General features: G+C 61.4%; 15 protein-coding genes and 1 tRNA gene. 9 read left to right on the top strand and 7 right to left on the bottom strand.

What is annotated here, in order from left to right; genetic code table 11:
* Positions 1-81: 81 nt before the first annotated feature.
* Positions 82-1,371 (top strand): GTP pyrophosphokinase, encoded by a 1,290-nt coding sequence (locus ACZ54P_RS20445; protein WP_465463129.1) that lies wholly within the window; start codon positions 82-84, stop codon positions 1,369-1,371.
* Positions 1,372-1,488: 117 nt separating this feature from the next.
* On the opposite strand, the gene ACZ54P_RS20440 is transcribed toward ACZ54P_RS20445, so the two are convergent.
* From ACZ54P_RS20440 to ACZ54P_RS20430, 3 genes are all read right to left on the bottom strand, one after another.
* Positions 1,489-3,309: a hypothetical protein gene (locus ACZ54P_RS20440; RefSeq protein ID WP_465463128.1), complete on the bottom strand. Its 1,821-nt coding sequence runs from the start codon at positions 3,307-3,309 to the stop codon at positions 1,489-1,491.
* A 336-nt stretch (positions 3,310-3,645) separates the two neighbouring features.
* Positions 3,646-4,497 carry a helix-turn-helix domain-containing protein gene (locus ACZ54P_RS20435; RefSeq protein WP_465463127.1) on the bottom strand — a complete coding sequence of 284 codons (852 nt, stop codon included), beginning with the start codon at positions 4,495-4,497 and terminating at the stop codon, positions 3,646-3,648.
* A gap of 198 nt (positions 4,498-4,695) precedes the next feature.
* Entirely contained in the window at positions 4,696-4,965 is a 270-nt protein-coding gene (locus tag ACZ54P_RS20430) for a MarR family transcriptional regulator (protein ID WP_465373932.1), read from the bottom strand.
* A gap of 917 nt (positions 4,966-5,882) precedes the next feature.
* Here ACZ54P_RS20430 and ACZ54P_RS20425 point away from each other — a divergent pair.
* Entirely contained in the window at positions 5,883-7,355 is a 1,473-nt protein-coding gene (locus tag ACZ54P_RS20425) for a helix-turn-helix transcriptional regulator (RefSeq protein ID WP_465463126.1), read from the top strand.
* On the opposite strand, the gene ACZ54P_RS20420 is transcribed toward ACZ54P_RS20425, so the two are convergent.
* From ACZ54P_RS20420 to ACZ54P_RS20410, 3 genes are all read right to left on the bottom strand, one after another.
* The gene (locus ACZ54P_RS20420; protein ID WP_465463125.1) at positions 7,344-7,694 is read right to left on the bottom strand and encodes a signal peptidase I; all 351 of its coding nucleotides are present in this window, start codon (positions 7,692-7,694) and stop codon (positions 7,344-7,346) included. The two genes, ACZ54P_RS20425 and ACZ54P_RS20420, sit on opposite strands and share 12 nt — an antisense overlap.
* Complete coding sequence (locus ACZ54P_RS20415; protein ID WP_465463124.1) at positions 7,691-9,247, bottom strand: transcriptional regulator; 1,557 nt, start codon at positions 9,245-9,247, stop codon at positions 7,691-7,693. Before ACZ54P_RS20415 ends, ACZ54P_RS20420 begins: the two co-directional genes overlap by 4 nt.
* 144 nt (positions 9,248-9,391) lie before the next feature.
* Positions 9,392-9,772, bottom strand: a complete 381-nt coding sequence (locus tag ACZ54P_RS20410; protein ID WP_465463123.1) for a helix-turn-helix domain-containing protein — start codon at positions 9,770-9,772, stop codon at positions 9,392-9,394.
* A 168-nt stretch (positions 9,773-9,940) separates the two neighbouring features.
* Between ACZ54P_RS20410 and ACZ54P_RS20405 the strand changes: the two genes are divergently transcribed.
* Genes ACZ54P_RS20405 through ACZ54P_RS20375 form a run of 7 tightly spaced genes read left to right on the top strand, consistent with a single transcriptional unit; the run spans position 9,941 to position 15,500 of the window.
* Positions 9,941-10,141, top strand: a complete 201-nt coding sequence (locus tag ACZ54P_RS20405) for a helix-turn-helix domain-containing protein (protein WP_465463122.1) — start codon at positions 9,941-9,943, stop codon at positions 10,139-10,141.
* Positions 10,117-10,452 (top strand): WhiB family transcriptional regulator, encoded by a 336-nt coding sequence (locus ACZ54P_RS20400; protein ID WP_029715463.1) that lies wholly within the window; start codon positions 10,117-10,119, stop codon positions 10,450-10,452. Before ACZ54P_RS20405 ends, ACZ54P_RS20400 begins: the two co-directional genes overlap by 25 nt.
* Positions 10,449-10,778, top strand: coding sequence for a hypothetical protein (locus ACZ54P_RS20395; protein WP_465463121.1), 330 nt, complete (start codon positions 10,449-10,451; stop codon positions 10,776-10,778). Before ACZ54P_RS20400 ends, ACZ54P_RS20395 begins: the two co-directional genes overlap by 4 nt.
* A complete protein-coding gene (locus ACZ54P_RS20390; protein WP_465463120.1) occupies positions 10,775-11,476 on the top strand; it encodes a hypothetical protein in 702 nt (233 codons plus the stop codon). Before ACZ54P_RS20395 ends, ACZ54P_RS20390 begins: the two co-directional genes overlap by 4 nt.
* The gene (locus ACZ54P_RS20385) at positions 11,469-13,598 is read left to right on the top strand and encodes a P-loop NTPase family protein (protein WP_465463119.1); all 2,130 of its coding nucleotides are present in this window, start codon (positions 11,469-11,471) and stop codon (positions 13,596-13,598) included. Before ACZ54P_RS20390 ends, ACZ54P_RS20385 begins: the two co-directional genes overlap by 8 nt.
* Positions 13,595-13,759 carry a hypothetical protein gene (locus tag ACZ54P_RS20380; RefSeq protein ID WP_465463118.1) on the top strand — a complete coding sequence of 55 codons (165 nt, stop codon included), beginning with the start codon at positions 13,595-13,597 and terminating at the stop codon, positions 13,757-13,759. The genes ACZ54P_RS20385 and ACZ54P_RS20380 overlap by 4 nt, the downstream gene beginning before the upstream one ends.
* The gene (locus tag ACZ54P_RS20375) at positions 13,749-15,500 is read left to right on the top strand and encodes a recombinase family protein (protein ID WP_465463117.1); all 1,752 of its coding nucleotides are present in this window, start codon (positions 13,749-13,751) and stop codon (positions 15,498-15,500) included. The genes ACZ54P_RS20380 and ACZ54P_RS20375 overlap by 11 nt, the downstream gene beginning before the upstream one ends.
* Here the strand turns inward: ACZ54P_RS20375 and ACZ54P_RS20370 are convergent.
* Positions 15,482-15,565, bottom strand: a tRNA-Leu gene (locus ACZ54P_RS20370). The two genes, ACZ54P_RS20375 and ACZ54P_RS20370, sit on opposite strands and share 19 nt — an antisense overlap.
* Between the last annotated feature and the right edge of the window lie 214 nt (positions 15,566-15,779).

The raw sequence follows: 15,779 nt of genomic DNA, 5'->3' as shown, positions 1-15,779 counted from the left end.
CATGGCCGGGCGGCTGGATTGCACTACCCAACCACTATGCTTCTCACAATCGAAAGGCTAACAGGGACCAAGGGGGCGCCAATGGATGTGATCAAGTCCTTCATTGAGCGGTACGTGAAGGAGTATGACTTCTACGACCGGGCCGCGCGACTCGTGCGCGATCGCCTGGAAACCAGCCTTCGCGCCTCCGGGGTCCGTTGCATCGTGACCTCGCGAGCCAAAGATGTCGACCGCCTTGAAGAGAAATGTCAGCAACGCGCTGGCAAGCGAGGCGGATTCGAATCGGTCGATGAGATCTTTAGCGACATAGTAGACTTGGCCGGCGTTCGTGTTGCATTGTATTTTCCCGGCGAACGCGAGCTGGTGGATAAGGCAATTAGCAAGCTATTCGATCTCTCCGAGGAACGCAAGGAGTTTCCGAATCCTGGAGCCTTAAAGAAGAACAAGAGGTTCTCCGGATATTCAGCCCGCCACTATAGAGTTCATTTGAAAGAAGATGATCTCGCGCAAGCTGATCAGCGCTACACGCAAGCCAGGGTGGAAATCCAAGTAGCGTCTGTACTCATGCATGCATGGTCCGAGGTTGAGCACGATTTGGAGTACAAGCCGAGAGAGGGCGAATTATCCGAAGATGAAAAAGCAATCCTTGATCAGCTGAATGGCATGGTCATCGCTGGCGAGATTGCCCTGGAGGGGCTGCAGCGTGCTGGAACTCGCCGCGTCGCGGAAAGTGGGAATAAATTTGGTAACCATTACGAACTCGCAGCCTATCTCATAGGCCTCGTGGACCCACTCACGGACAAGCCGATCGACGAGACTGGCATGGGCCGAGCCGACATCTTATTCGAACTACTGGGTCGCCTGAACATAGACACTGTGAAAGCGCTAGGTCCATACGTTGATTCACTGCATGGCAATCTGGAAAAGCGCCCCCTTGTTGAACAAGTTGTAGATCAGATTGTGCGCGGCGACGAGACGCGATATGAGATCTACCGAAGCATTGTAGAACATGCACGCAGGCGTACCGGTAGCGATCAGTCAGCAGTCAGTGATAGCTATCGAGAGATGGCACGCTTCATCGAACAGTGGGCCGACCTTGAGCATTTTGTAAATGACATGCTGGGGACTAAGCGAAATGTGCAAGGGGCGCCAATGGTTACGTTTTCGCGTCAAATCGCTTTGGTTGACGCGGGGATAGCCCGCGAACTAGACGACCTTCGACAGTTGCGAAATAGGCTCGTGCACCCCAAAACCAGAGATGTGCTGCCCTCGGCTGAGTCGTTATCTGCGGCAGTAGATCGCCTCGTGTGGATTAGCTCAAGGTTGCGTCAGATGCTCGCGCCTGATAACGACAGCGAGAATGAAAACTGACTGCTATTGCTGTATTTCGTGCACGGTCAGTTCATCGATCATGAGCGTCGGAGTACTAAGCTGTTTTCGCAAAGTGCGGGCGCGTGACCGTCTCAACGAGGTCAATACCCAGCTCTTTCAGTTAGCTTCCCGAAGGTCTAAGCGTTCAACACTTGTTATCGTCGACAATTCGAAGATCATAGAAGGCAAAGCGATAGCGGGTCCTCCCGAGATCTTACCTCTGAGATGGCGAATAGTTGAATTCACCGCAGAGACGCCCGCCGCATCCTCGCATTGAGACAGTAAGCTTCGAAGCCGTATTAACTTGCGCAGCCCGGCGACATCCCCCTCGTCTAATGCATGCTTGGAGGCGGAGCTGTATAGAGCAGCCCATAGTTCATCGGAGATCAAGCGAAGCTGCCCTCGACGCAAGGAGTTGAAAAAAGTCAAGTATGCAATAAGTTGATCAAATGTCTCGCTGGAGCTTATTGTCGCGCGCGCGTCCAAGACGTTCATGACCACGCAAGACTGGTCAAGGCAAATGAAGAAAATGTTCTCAATTTCGGATGGGACGCGCGTTGCAATAGTAATTGCGTTTACTAGATTTTTGGATCGAATAGAATCGAATGTGACTTCGAGAAGCGGGGCACCATTGATAGTAATGGCACGCTGGTCATAAGATACGTCCACTTCGATGAGTGGCCAACCGAGAACTAGTCCAGATACTTGAAGCATTTGACCAATGGGGAGCTCTTCCGTGGATCCCACTAGTGAGACGATGTCGACGCCGACCTCGGCCGCGAAGACTACTACCGCGAGCGTCATCGCCAGCGATAGCACCTTTCCTGCCAGCACCAGGTCAACCAACTCGATACCACTAAGGGAACGTTTCAGATTTCCACGGTCATTTAGTATATGAACCTCACAATTTTCTGTTATCCGGTAGGACCGATGAGCAACGGCATTCCGTAAATCTACACTTAATAGATCGGTCAATTCACTTAAACCATTACGTTGCAATATGCGAATGCATTCAGCGGCCCCCTTTTCTACGGCAGACCGGTATCCAAACGGGCTGAGCAACGCCGCCATTAGCGCTATTGGATGCCGCGCGCTTGACTCGACAATGGCATGCGCATTCTGCAACAAACCATCAACTGCAAGACGATTGTTATTCGAGAGCACGGTTAGTGCGTGCAGCATTCCACCTGAACGATACATCTCGCCCACAGCCCGCGAAAAATTGTCCTGAAATACAATCGAACGAACGATTTCAGAAGACTTCGTCGAGGCTGCGCGTAAAGTTTTAAGAGTTGGCATAAAATTAGCTATAAGTGAATCTTGCTCACCGACAGAATCCGCCAGTTCGACAGCTACTTTTATAAACTCGGTAAGTCCGGGCGGAGTAGGCCGAGGGAGGTGAGAAATAAATAGATTCTCGGATGGCGCTTTAGCGATACGCGCGCCAGGCACCAAGCTGCGATACACGCCAAGTACAACTTGATCCTCGGGCGAAAGGCCAAAAACTGAAGATAACTGCGCTACCGAATCCCGCCATCTTTGAATCGATTCTTCGGCTGCGTCTAAGTGGCTCTGCATAACGCGTTGCGCTCGCTGCGCATCTAGCATTGAGGTTGCGGCGAATGCATCTAGAGCGGACGACCAGACTCCTGTCAAGTTTTTGAGAGTTGCTTCAATATGCCTGTATAGGCCGCGCCATGGCCGTATTCGCGCGATTCTCTGGAAAGATTCCGCAAGGGTGAGAAGTTGTTCAGTGAGCGCGCAAGCTTGTGCCAGTCCGCGTTCATGCGCGTTTAAGGCCTCGAAAAAACTTGGAATCCAGTTCTCTAGATCATCAAAAACTTCGTTGAATATTCCGACGCCAAACGTTGTAAACTCTATGATTGGGCCAGACTCTACGTCTCTTATTTCTTTGACCAGCCGCTTGCGACGCTGCACGGGTTCATTGATCTCATGTGGTTTCGGGCGCGCGCCGCAACCTGGGCACGGCAGACCGCGAATTCTTTCTTTCTCTCCGCAATCGCACCTGATTCTGGAGAAAGTAAGATGTAAACCACGTCTGCTAGATTTCATGGACATTTATAGCACTCCGACATCTTGCAATGGCGGCCCCAGCGTGCATCGTGGAGCGTCATGGTATTTAACACTGATACGACGTCATCGTGTCACGCGTCAGCCTCGTTACAGATCTGACTGGAGCGTTATAGTCTTGCAATATTAGTGTCGAATGCCGTTGGTTAACATTGCTGGATTCTTGAGCGGTTCGGTAGATCGTCATTCGAGCTCGGACAAATTATTAATGAGCCAGTCTCGGGTTTCTTGGCGGGTTAGAGCCTCGTTTGCGATGCGTTTAACCTGACTTTTGTAAAAAGCAACGTCATGCTCGTTTTCAAGGAAAAGGCTTGTCGTGGAATGTTGATGGTAGACGACTGGGTAGTGTCTATCGTGGCAGTATAAAGTGAATCCCATTTGAATAGCTTTCATGCTGAAGCACGCAGGGACGAGCCGGATGTGGCAATGAGGTAACGAGGATAGAATAAGCAGCTGCAGTGCCTGTTCATGAAGGCTGGCGGGATCTTCTATGCTTTTTCGCATCGTATTTTCGTGCAAGTAAAAGGTGAAGGTGACTGGCAAGCGGAGGGCTGTGGACTGGCTGGTGAGCCGCGTCTGTACTGCGGTATCGAGAACGGGCCCCTCCCTGTGACCGATTCTGGTAAGGGTCTCGTGGATATAAGGTTCGACCTGAAGCTGCCGTGGGATTTCGACGGTGGCGTAGGCCGTGACGGACTGGCTGCCACTGTCGAGCACTTTGACGAGTGGAAGGTCGTCGGGGAAGCCTGTGGGGTGGCTTCTGACCTGGTAGCCGTTGTCGGGGAGGCGGTCTAGGGCTACGAGGTCGTCGAGTTCGTGAGGTGTTGCCTTCGCGCGGGCGAGGTAGATGGCGATGTCGCCGGCTTGGTAGTTGCGGAGGCCGCTTTCCAGGCGCGAGATGGTGGAGGCGGGCCAGCCGAGCATGCGGCTCATGTCGGTTGCGAGGTAGCCGGCGCGCATGCGGATTCGCCGTAGCTCGGCGCCGAGTTCCCTCTGCTTGGCGGTCGACAGTTGCGGTGTCTTCTTCGCTTTCACAGGTTCCTGCTCAAGGTCATTGCGGGAGATGGCCGTCCCGCGTGGGCATGAGGCCGTCACAGGTGCTGTGACGGCATGAGATGGCGGACTACCTGCAGAAACTGCGTGCGTGACAGCTGCGTCGGCTTGCTTCGCACCCGTCACGTCGGCCGTAAATCGGCTCTGGGAAGTGCGGTTTCGAGAGGTGGCGGTCAGCTGTCACGTCGGCGAACGATGAGCGCCGTGTCGTGCGGTGACGAGTTGCGCGGCAGTGCCTGCGACGGCTTGGAGGGCAGTTACGTGTCCGGTCAGTCGGTCGAGCCCAAGCGGGGTGAGGCGCAGCTTGGTGCGGCGACCGGAGACCCGGACGGACACGTAGCCGGCCGCGGCGAGGCGCTCGACGTGGAGAGCGACAACGGGCTGCTTGATACGCAGAGCGTTCGCCAGAACAGCGTCTTCGTGCCAGTGCAGGTCAGCGAGAAGGCACATCACAAACAGCCGGACCGGCAAGAGGAGAAGCGGGTCGAGGTCGCGATGGGAGGACAGAACCGTAGGCCGTGATGTCGGCATCACTGCTCGCCCCTCGCCGGTGCGGCAGAGTCAGGTCTGCAGAGGCGGAGCGTTGGGGACGATTCAACAGGGCTTCTCGTCAGTTCGAGTGCGCCAAGGGCGTAGGGGGTGCCGCGGTGCGTGGCTGGGCTCTGCGGTGCGACGCCACCGCGAGGGAGCTGGCGCGCGACATGTCGGGACTCGACCGCAGGGTCGGGCCGTGGCGCGATGATCAGCTGGTCCGTCCTCAGGCGCCCTGCCGCACATCGTAAACGGTGGGCGCGGTGCCGCCCCGCGTCCACCGACGTAGTGGTCCGGCCGTCGCGCTCGGGGGTAGCACGCGCGCGTTGACGTGGGCGCGACTGCGGGACGGCCGGAGTCTGATGACGGCCGAAGGGGCAGCACCAGCGGTGAGTCTTCCGGTGTCGTCCGGGCTCAGCCGTGGGGTTGGTGGGGCGGTTGAGTGCCCGGAGTACCGCGACGCACGCGACGCATGGAGGGCCAGGCGGTACGAGGCACGAGCCGATGAGGACGACGTGACCGCAGACCGCCAGGTAACAGCCCTCCTGGAGTTCAAGCCCCTGGGCGAACGCTTCATCGGTGACGGCGTGATCGAGGCTGTCGCCTGTGCAGCGGTACCAGCGAACGTAGAGGCGGGGACGCTGTGACCTGCTTGTGCCGCTCATCTCGCCCGCCCCTAAGTCCGCTCGGTGTGTTGAAATCATCAAAGTGAGATCAATGACGAGAGACCAGGGCGAAAGTGTCGGAGTTTGGTGACAGGGCGGTGACATACTTCGTCTTCACCTGGATATATGGCTGATATGCTGAGTCGCAAGTCAAGTAGCGCGAGGTGATCGATGATCGGCGTCCGACGACGTGACGGGCTGGTTTCAGCTCGTAAGGCTGTGGGGCTGAGTCAGGAGAAGCTCGCCGAGATCATGAACGTCGATCGCCGGACGGTCATCCGTTGGGAGGCGGGCGACTTCGCGCCGCTGCCGTTCCAACGGCCGAAGCTAGCGAGAGTTCTGGGTCGTTCCCAGGACGAGTTGCGCGTGCTAATTGACGGCTCGCCGGTGGCTGATCTGCCGTATGAGCTTGGCCCTGCGTTCAGCTGGTTGGATCGTCGTGCGGGTTGGAGCCCTGGCACTACGCGTGAACGGGTAGGGGCACGTGTATCGCCAGATCGGCAACCTGGACCGCGGGTCGATCGAAGCCATGCTGCCGACGCGTTGGCGATCTATTACGGCGAACCGCCTGCTGGCTACGCGCTCTATCAAGCGCGTTACGGAGAGAAAGACGTTCGGACCAGCATTCTGAGTCGGTCAGAGTGGCTGGACTTGAGCTGTGAGCTGACGCCGGAGAACGATCAGCTGGTTCTGCGGCCTGGCCTTGAGGGCTGTTCCTGCGGCATCAACGAGAAAGCGGCCGTCGGAAGACTCGCCGAAGCGGCTGAAGGTGGCGTTCGGGTGGCTGACGTGCCGATCTACCGTCTGACGGAGCTCGATGTGGGCGGTGGCGCTCTATCGGGCAGCTTGGACGTCGCGCCCTTCGTCGAGTACGCCCTGACCTTGGATCTACTTGAGCGCGAGTTGTCCGAGATGCTGGCGGCAGGTAGAGGCCTGCGTCCTGGTCACGCGCCCCTGCGGGACAAGTACTTGCCGGACGTCACGACGGTGCTCGACCTGGCCAGCCGGTTGTGTGCGGGCGGCGTGCTTGCCTTGACCGCGATCGCTCGGCCTGCGGATCCGTATCGCGGCGGTCGCGACTACCTGCTGCTCATCCAGGAGCGGTCCAGGAACGTGCTGAACGCGGCCGGCAGCTTGGCCGTGATCCCGAAGGCGTTCCACCGGCCATCGACGGATCAACGCGCGGATGCCCGGATCGGCGCAACCCTGAGGCGTGCGCTGGAGAACGAGCTGTTCGGGCGGGTCGACGTCGACAACACCGCGGGCAGCCAGAGAGCAGCCGATCCGATGCATCCGCGCAGGTTGTCCGCGCCGATGAGGTGGCTGACCGACCAACCGGGACGGCTACGGATGGAGTGCACCGGGTTCGGTCTCAACCTCGTCAGCGGTAACTACGAGTTCGCCAGCTTGGTCGTCATCGACGACGAAGAGTTCTGGTCTCGCTTCGGCGGCGAGGTAGAGGCAAATTGGGAGTCGGCTGAGTTGCGCTCGTATTCGACGCTCGACGGCGATTTGATCGGCGGACTGATTGCCGATGAATCGTGGAGCAATGAAGGTTTGTTCTCGCTGCTCCAGGGGTTGCGTCGGCTCGCCAAAATTGGCGGCGATCGGCTGACCGTTCCGGGCGTTGAACTATGTCGCTGAGGGCCAGCGCACGGTCATGACAACCGAGTCCGTAATTGCTTCCCATGAATGGTCGACTCCTGGCCCCCACATGACGTAGTCGCCTTGCCGGGTCATGGTCTTGCCGCCGCCGGTGACATCGACGCGGAACTCGCCGGAGATGAGCAGCACGAGGGTGGTCCGCTGGTCATCGGACGTCCACTCTGGGCGCTTGTCACCAGCAGGATGGTTGGCCCACTTGACTTCTACGTCTTTCGACGAACGTACGCCCTGGGACGGGTCGATGAAGTGTCCGACCAGCCAGCCGCGGGTGTCAGCTGCGTCTTCGTTGGCGTTTCCGGCGGTCCAGCCGTCGCTCACTTGCTGAGCTCCCATTCGATCGGCGGCAACTTCACGCGTTCTCCTCCGGTTTCCGCCAGACGCCTTAAACCTTGCATCATCGCGAAGAGTCCCTCATTGCTCCACGCTACATCACTCAGTAGCTCAGTGACGAGATCTGTATCGGTCGTTGAATACTGACGAAGTGTCGCTGATTCCCAGTTCGCTTCGACCATGCCGCCGTAGCGTTGCCAGAACTCCTCGTCATCGATGACGATCAGGCTGGCGAATTCGTAGTTTCCGCTGACCAGGTTCAGGCCGAAACCTGTCGACTCCATCCGCAGCCGCCCTGGTTGCTCGGTCAGCCAGCGCATCGGTTCGGAGTGGCGTGCCGGGTGCATGGGATCCGCTGTCAGCATCTCGCCGAGCGTGTTGTCGATGTCCGGACGTCCGAACAGCTCCTCTTCCAGCTCTCGCCGGAGCGTCGCGCCCACCTGCGCGTCCCGGCGGACGTCGGTCAGTGGCTGGTGGAAGCCCTTCGGGATCACTGCGAGCCGTCGCGCGGCGTTCAGAACATGGCCTGAACGTTCCTGGACGAGCAGCAGGTAGTCCGCGTCGCCCCGGTACGGATCAGCCGGCCGGGCGATGGCGGTGAGCGCGAGTACGCCTCCTGCGCAGAGCCGACTGCCGACGTCGAGCACCGATCGAAGGTCAGGTAGGTGCCGGTCGCGAAGTGGCATGGACGGTGAGCCTGCAGCGATGGCGTCCATGAGTTCGCCTTCGAGCAGGTCCATTGTCAGCGCGTAGTGCGCGAAGTGAGTGACGCCGAACGAACCGCCGAGCTGGTGTTTGCGGATGTCCGCGCCGAGCAGGCGGTAGATCGGACTGTTCACGAGACGGGTGTTCATGGCCAGCGTCTCCGCCAGGCGCTGAACGGCGAGACCCGCCGCGCGTTCATCGAGTTCGAGGCCGGCATCCGGCCGGGCGTTCGTTGCCGTGGACCGCTCTTGCTCTGGTCGTAGCTCGCAGGCCACATCCAGCCAATCGGCGCAGGTCAGGATGCTGGTGTTCACGGTGGCAGCGCCGATTCGCCCGCCGTACAGACCGTGATTCTCGATTTGATGCCCGTAGTACTGGCGGAGAGCGTCGACGACCTCCCGCTGGCTCACCCAACTCCGTCGGGTTCCGCGGTTGTGGAGGTCTTGGACGGACACGTCGGCGACACGCGCAGCGACCGCGCGTCGAGCTGTGCCGGGAGTCCAGCGGGCTGAGCGGTCGAGCCATTCGAGAGCTGCCCCGATGTGCGGATCTGTCGTGAGTCGCTCGTCCTCGGTGGCGCCCGATGCTGCCTTAGCGGCCGGCGCTTCGCCGACCAGCTCGGTAAAGCGCGCACGCTCCGCCGCCGACGCTTGCTCAAACGCGGTGTCGAGCACCTGTTGCATCTCGGACTGCTGGACCAGGTCCGGCTTCTTGCGCCATGACGCCACGGTGCGCGCGGCGACGCCCAGCTTCTCGGCAAACCGCTCATTGCTCAATCTCAGTGCGGCTTGAAGCGCTGACGCTGATCGGCCGGTCCATTCGCTGGTCCGGCTCATCGGCGCGCCGAAAAGTCGATGTGCAGCGAATATGCAGTGGTTGTGCAGTGCTCCCGCACTGGTTGTGCATGGGATCGTGCGCCGATTCGGCCTTGAATTCTAGGTATGGAAATCACCTGGATCACCAGCCCGAATCGCCCATCTTCAACGCTTCGAGCGGACATGCTCGACCACGATCGCGAGGTTCGACTGAATGTCTTCGAGACGCTCAGTGAGCTCAGCCATGCGCTGTTCGAGCGCATCCAGTCGAGGCCAGAGATCATGCCCGTCGTCGGCTGGCTCGTCCGGGTGCGGCGGAGTGCGATTTTGCAGCACTGCCAACAGATGCTGCGGGTGCCAGCCCAACGTCGTCGACAGGGCTTCGAGCGTGCGGGCGCTCCGGCGACGCTCCACAGTGTGGTGCTGCAACTCGCGCACGATCGCCTGCGACACGTGCGACCGCTCGGCCAGCTCGCGTTGACGCCAGCCGAGTTCGTTGACGCGCATGCTGATCGCCTTCGCGACTGCCGCCCAGTCTTCCGACACGTATCCCTCCGCGCTCCGCCTCAGCGCTGAGATTAGCGGCTCATCGCGCTTTTATCGCGTCGCCTAGCGCATTAGCGGCGGCGCGTCGGACAAACGCACCATTTGAAGCGCTGAAATCAACAGCATAGTCTTGAAATCATCAGATTGGTCTTTCTTATGAACTCGCAAATGACTTTCCACACCATTCAGCAGGCCGCCTGGATTCTGGGTGTCTCGCGCTCGACTGCGAGTCAGGCGATCCGTACCGGGCAGCTGAGGACGATTCGCTCGCGGTCCGGTCTGCGGGTGTCGTCGACCGAACTCGCTCGGCTGCTCGGCACCACGAAGCAGGACGGAGGTGCGGCATGCACGCCGATGACCTCCGGCTGATCGGGATCGCGTGGCGGCTGGACCGCTTGCGGTGGATTCCCTCGGACGTCCTGACCGCCATCGTCACCAGCGAAGGGGTCTGCATGTGGCCTTCGGCGGAGGACGAACCGCCACCGGCGCAGACCGATCAGCAGCTCGCCGACCGACTGTGCGGAGGATGCCCGGTCCGGGACGAATGTCTGGAATTGGAGCTGCGTACTGCCGGGGCGGACACAGCCGGGGTCTGGGGCGGGATGACCGACGACGATCGCCGGGAGCTTCATCCGCACTGGCTTCGACGCGGTGAACGGGTCGAGCGAGGTGCGCGATGAACGGCCTCTCCTTGACGCCAACGCAGATACTCGCCGGAGTCGGCGTGCTGGTCGTGCTGTTCTGGGTTTGGCGGGCCGGCGCTCGCCGGGCGAAAGCCGCGGCAGAGAAGACGCGCAGCGGTGCACGCCTGGTCTCCCTGACCGGCCGCGTGCTTTTCAACGCTGGGTTGATCGTGGCTGTTCAGTGGGTCGTCATCTCGCATCCGAGCAGCACGTGGCTGCGGCTCGCGGTACTCGGACTACCCGCGCTGTTCGCGTCTCATGCGCTGACTCGCGCTATGACCGTGACGACCGTCGACACCTCGAAGCGGGGTGGTCGCCGATGACACGAGCGCAACAGCTGGCCCAGGACGCGGCCGAGGCCGCAGAGGTACGGGCGTACGAGACCGATCCGGACGTCGTGGCGCTCCGGATAGAACGGGTACGTCGGCAGGTCGACTGGATGTGCTGGACGGGGATTGTGCTCGGGCTGGCCTTCACGATGACGAACGTTCAGACCTTCGCCTCGGCTGGGACCCGGCCGTGGTCGCTGCCGTGGCTGGCTGCGTGGGTCCTGGACCCGACGGTGTCTCTCGTACTGCTAGCGATCCTTCGCGCGGAGCAGGTGACTGCCCGGTACCAGGTTCGCACCGGTGGATGGGTTCGGCGGGCGAAGTGGTTCACGCTCGCCGCTACCTACGTCATGAACACGTGGACGTCTTATGCGAATGGAGATCCAGCGGCGATCGTCCTGCACTCGGTGCCTCCGCTGGTCGTCTTCGCCGCGGTCGAGGCGATCACTGATCTGCGCGACAAGCTGACCGATGCTGCCATCGTGGCTGCCGGTGAACGGCGAGGTGTTCAGGGCGAGTCCATGAACGCCGGGCGCCGGAAGCTGTTCGCTGACTACCTGGCCGACGCTCGGCGACGCTGGACACCCGATGTCGACGTCACGCCGGCGTGGATCCGGCAGGCGACCGGATGTTCGCGCGGGTTGTCGCCGCGGCTGGCGCGTGCGTTGCGCGCGGAGGTGGCCGATGGCTGAGCCGGGCGCACTGCCAGTGAAGGCAGGTCCCGTGCTGGATGGCGAGCTGGTCGATGACACGTTGCCGCAACCCCGTCGCCGCACACGTCGCAACCGGCTGGTGATGTGGTGGCTGCACTCGCAACGCGTGCCGTTGTGGCTCAAGAACAAACCGCAAGCGGTTCAGGCCGCGAAGGACGCGGTTGCCTGGCTGGTCATGTCACCGGTGCGCTTCCTCGGGGCGGTTGTCCGCGGGGTGGTGGTCGGTGCGCGGTGGTGGCGTGGCTGGGTGACGGTGCGGGACTATCGGGCTGCCGCGGAGGAGGCCGAGAAGCTGGCCGACAAGTTCACGGAGATTCGCGGGCTCACGCTGTTCCGCTGGAAAGTCACGGGATTGGTGCTCGCCGTCGTTGCTCTGGCGGTCGCGATGGTGGATCTCCTGTACGGCGCCGATCCACTGTGGATCGCGGGCGCTGGTGCATCGGTCGCCTTGGCGATTCTTGGCCGACGCAAAGACGGGAGTCCGGGACGGAAACCTGCGCTCGCAGGTCCGCGCACACTGACATGGACGATGGACCCGCAGGTGCTGGTGGACGCGTTTCGGGATGCGAAGCTCATCGGCAAGGACGAGTCGCTGAGGTTGGTCGAGCGGGCAACTCGGGTCGGTGATGGCTGGGCCGTCACAGTCGACCTCCCCGCCACCCGCAAGGCCGCGGACGTCGTGAAGAACCGGGACGCGCTCGCGTCCGCCTTGGCGGTCGATGAGGTGCAGCTCATCGTGGAACGCGTCCGAGGCAACGGCGGTCACGCTGGTCGGGTCTCGATGTGGGTTGCTGACGAAGACCCATACGCGTCGCCTCCGCTACGGACGCCACTACTCGGGGCGGCCCAGTGGGATGCGTGGCGTCCGGTTCCCTTCGGGCGAGACGCACGGGATCGACGGATCGATCTCCCTCTGGTGTGGACGTCGTTGCTTGTGGGCGCGATTCCGCGACAGGGCAAGACATTCGCTGCGAGGCTCGCCGCTTCTGGCCTCATCTTGGACGCGTGGGTGCGGCTGTACGTCGCGGACTTCAAGGCGGGCAAGGATTGGGACTCGGCCGGCAAGGTCGCGCATCGGTTCATAGCGGGCGACGAATCCGAGCATGTCCTGGCCCTCATCGGCTGGCTCGCCGAGCTGGTCGCAGAGGTTCAGTCGAGGTTTCGGCGGATGCGGGATCTCGATGACCTGACGTGCCCGGAGTCGAAGGTCACGCCGGAGATGTCTCGCGACAAGGCGCTGAACATGCCGATTACGGCGATCTTCATCGATGAGGTCCAAGTCCCGCTTGAGGACCGCACATCTATTGAGGTGCAGGGGAAGAGGCTGACGGCGGGCGAGTACGTCGGCGAGTTGCTGACGTGGTTGGCGAAGAAGGGGCCAGCTGCCGGGATCGTGCTTGTACTGGCGACGCAGCGGCCGGACTCGAAGACGATTCCGTCCGGCTTACGTGCGGTGCTCGGCTCGCGGTTCGCGCTCCGAGTGATGGACTGGCGCGACTCGAACATCGTGCTCGGCGAGCAGATGAACACGCGCGGGTTCGATTCGTCTCGTCTGCTGCCGTCGCACAAGGGCGTGGGCATCCTGCGCCCGGACGGCGACACTGCAGCCGGAGCCGATGTGCTCGCGATGACAGTCCGGACCTACTACATGCCGAACGAGGACTGGCGGACGATCTGCGAGCAGGGCCGGGCGCTGCGGGAAGCGGCCGGAACGTTGACGGGGCACGCGGCGGGTCAGGACGCGACGCCAGTGCTCGACCACGCTGCGGTGGTCAAGGAAATCGGTTCAGGTGGCGGCGGTGACGCGGTTGGCGAGTTGCCTGAACCGTTCGCATCGATCGTCGACTACTTCGGCGACGACCTTGGTCCGGAGGGGCGCGAGTTCGTGCCGACTGCGGAGCTCTTGGACGCGTTGAAGATCGATCGGATGACGCTCGCGCAGCAGATGAGTGAGGCGGGATGCCGGCCGACGCGGGATCGGATCACGACCGAAAGCGGCGAGACACGGCAGGTTCGCGGGTATCTAACAGCTGAAATCAAGAGCGCCGTAGCCCGCGTGGCCAGCGGTGCCGTGTCGGAAGATTTCGGTGATCAGGCATGAGCGCCGATCATTCGAAGAATCAAGGCGTTCAAGTTATCCTACCTGCTGGATTGCCTGCTGTGTCGCCTGCGGTCGCACGCGGATTGCTCGCCATCCTGATCGAGCTGACCGAAGTGCCTGTCCTGGACGGACCGGCGGAGGAGGCAGGCAATGACGGCTGAAATCAGTAACGATCCGTGGTCAACGCTGGACGACATTCTGGGACTACAGGCCGCAGACCCGGTGGACGAAGGAATCGGAGAGCTTGCGGTCTACGGCCGTTGCTCGACCGAGGACAACCAGGACCCGGAGACCTCACGAGGCTGGCAGTTCGGCAACGCGCGCAAGTTCGTCGAGCCGCTCGGCGGCCGGATCGTGGCGGAGTACTTCGACATCGGGCAGTCGCGCTCAGTGCCGTGGGAGCGCAGGACCGAGGCATCCCGGTTGCTCGCCGAGCTGAAGAATCCGCGTCGGACGTGGAACGCCCTGGTCGTCGGCGAGGGCACCCGTTGTTGGTTCGGCAACCAGTTCTCGCTGATCGCCCCGCGGTTCGCCGCCTATGGGGTGGAGCTGTGGGTGCCGGAGCTCGGCGGGCGGTTTGATCCGCGGAACCCTTCGCACAAGATGCTGATGAGCGTGCTCGGCGGCATGAGTGAATCGGAGCGGCAGCACGTTCAGGCTCGGGTCAGGGCTGCGATGGATGCGCAGGTCCTCAACGAGGGACGGCATCAGGGCGGCCGCGCCCCGTACGGCTACGTGGTCGTGGATGGCGGACCTCATCCGAACCCCAGGAAGGCTGCGGAGGGTTTCCGGCTGCGGGTGCTCGCGATCGACGAGCCTGCTGCGGAGGTCGTGCGGCGGATCTTCGCCGAGTACCTCGACGGGAAGGGTGATCGAGCGATCGCGAACGGGCTCAATCTCGATGGGATCCCGTGCCCTTCTGCTCGGCGGCCGGAGCAGAACAGGCATCGGCTCGCCGACGGATGGCAGGGCAGCACAACGCGATCGATTCTGGAGAATCCGCGCTACACCGGGTACGCCATCTTCGGCCGATGGGCGAAGCACGAGACGCTCCTGAACCCTGACGACGTAGGTGCCGGGCATGTGGTCCGGTTCCGGCGCGCGGCACCTGACCGCATCGTGCGCTCACGGCAGCCTGCTCATCCGAAGATCGTTTCGGTTGAGGACTTCACTCAGGCTCAGCTCATGCGTCGGTCACGGGCTGCCGGTGGACTGCGTGGCATCGCGAAGCTGGATCGCGAACGTCCCGCGGCCAAGCACATATACCTATTGAAAGGGTTGGTGCGCTGCGACATCTGTGCTCGGAAGATGCAGGGTGCTGCGATTCGGAAGGGCATCTACTACCGGTGCATCGCGCGGACGATGGCGCCGGGGTCGCCGGTGCTGGCTGATCACCCGAAGACGGTGAACCTTCGCGAGGACGTCGTGATTCCACCGCTCAATGCCTGGCTGTGCCAAGTGTTCGCCCCGGACAACCGCGACGAGACCGTGGCCACGATGGTCGGAGCCCAGCCGGGTGGGTCGGGAACGGGACGCGAGACCGTTGAGAAGCGGTTGAAGGCCGCAGAGGCACGGTTGCGGCGTCATCAGGCGGCGATCGAGGCTGGAGTGGATCCGGCGGCGCTCGTGGACGCTATGAATCTTGCTCAGGCGGAGCGCCAGGCGGCACGAGAGGAGCTGGAGAACCTGCCTGAGTCCGCCACGATCGACGCGGCGGATATGTACGCCATGCTGGACTCGCTGGGTGATGTCGAGCGAGCGTTGAACTCGCGGAACCCGGACCGCATCACGCAGGTCTACCGGGACCTTGGGCTGCAAGTGCTCTACGACAACAAAAAAGAGGCGGTCGTGGTGACCGCCTCTCCCCGTGTGGATAACGTGTGTGTCCGAGGGGGGACTTGAACCCCCACGTCCGTTAAGGACACTAGCACCTCAAGCTAGCGCGTCTGCCATTCCGCCACTCGGACTTGCTGATGTGAGAAGAGTATACGGCGCCTTGAAGGCCTTAATCAGGGGGGTCCGTATCGTCACGCAGACCTACATTGAGACGATGATTGGTTACCCTCTGACAACTTTCGTACCTCGGATGGACGAGTGACGCCAATAAGCCCGCAGGTCCGAGGCCTGAAGTGCGCAGTGTGACGACTGGTTGCAATAAGTGACTGGTGAGGGTGGGTGGCA

The organism is Amycolatopsis sp. NPDC034160, from assembly GCF_055575355.1.
The sequence above is the reverse complement of the archived record's forward strand: the minus strand, read 5'-3'. Positions and strand labels throughout refer to the sequence as shown.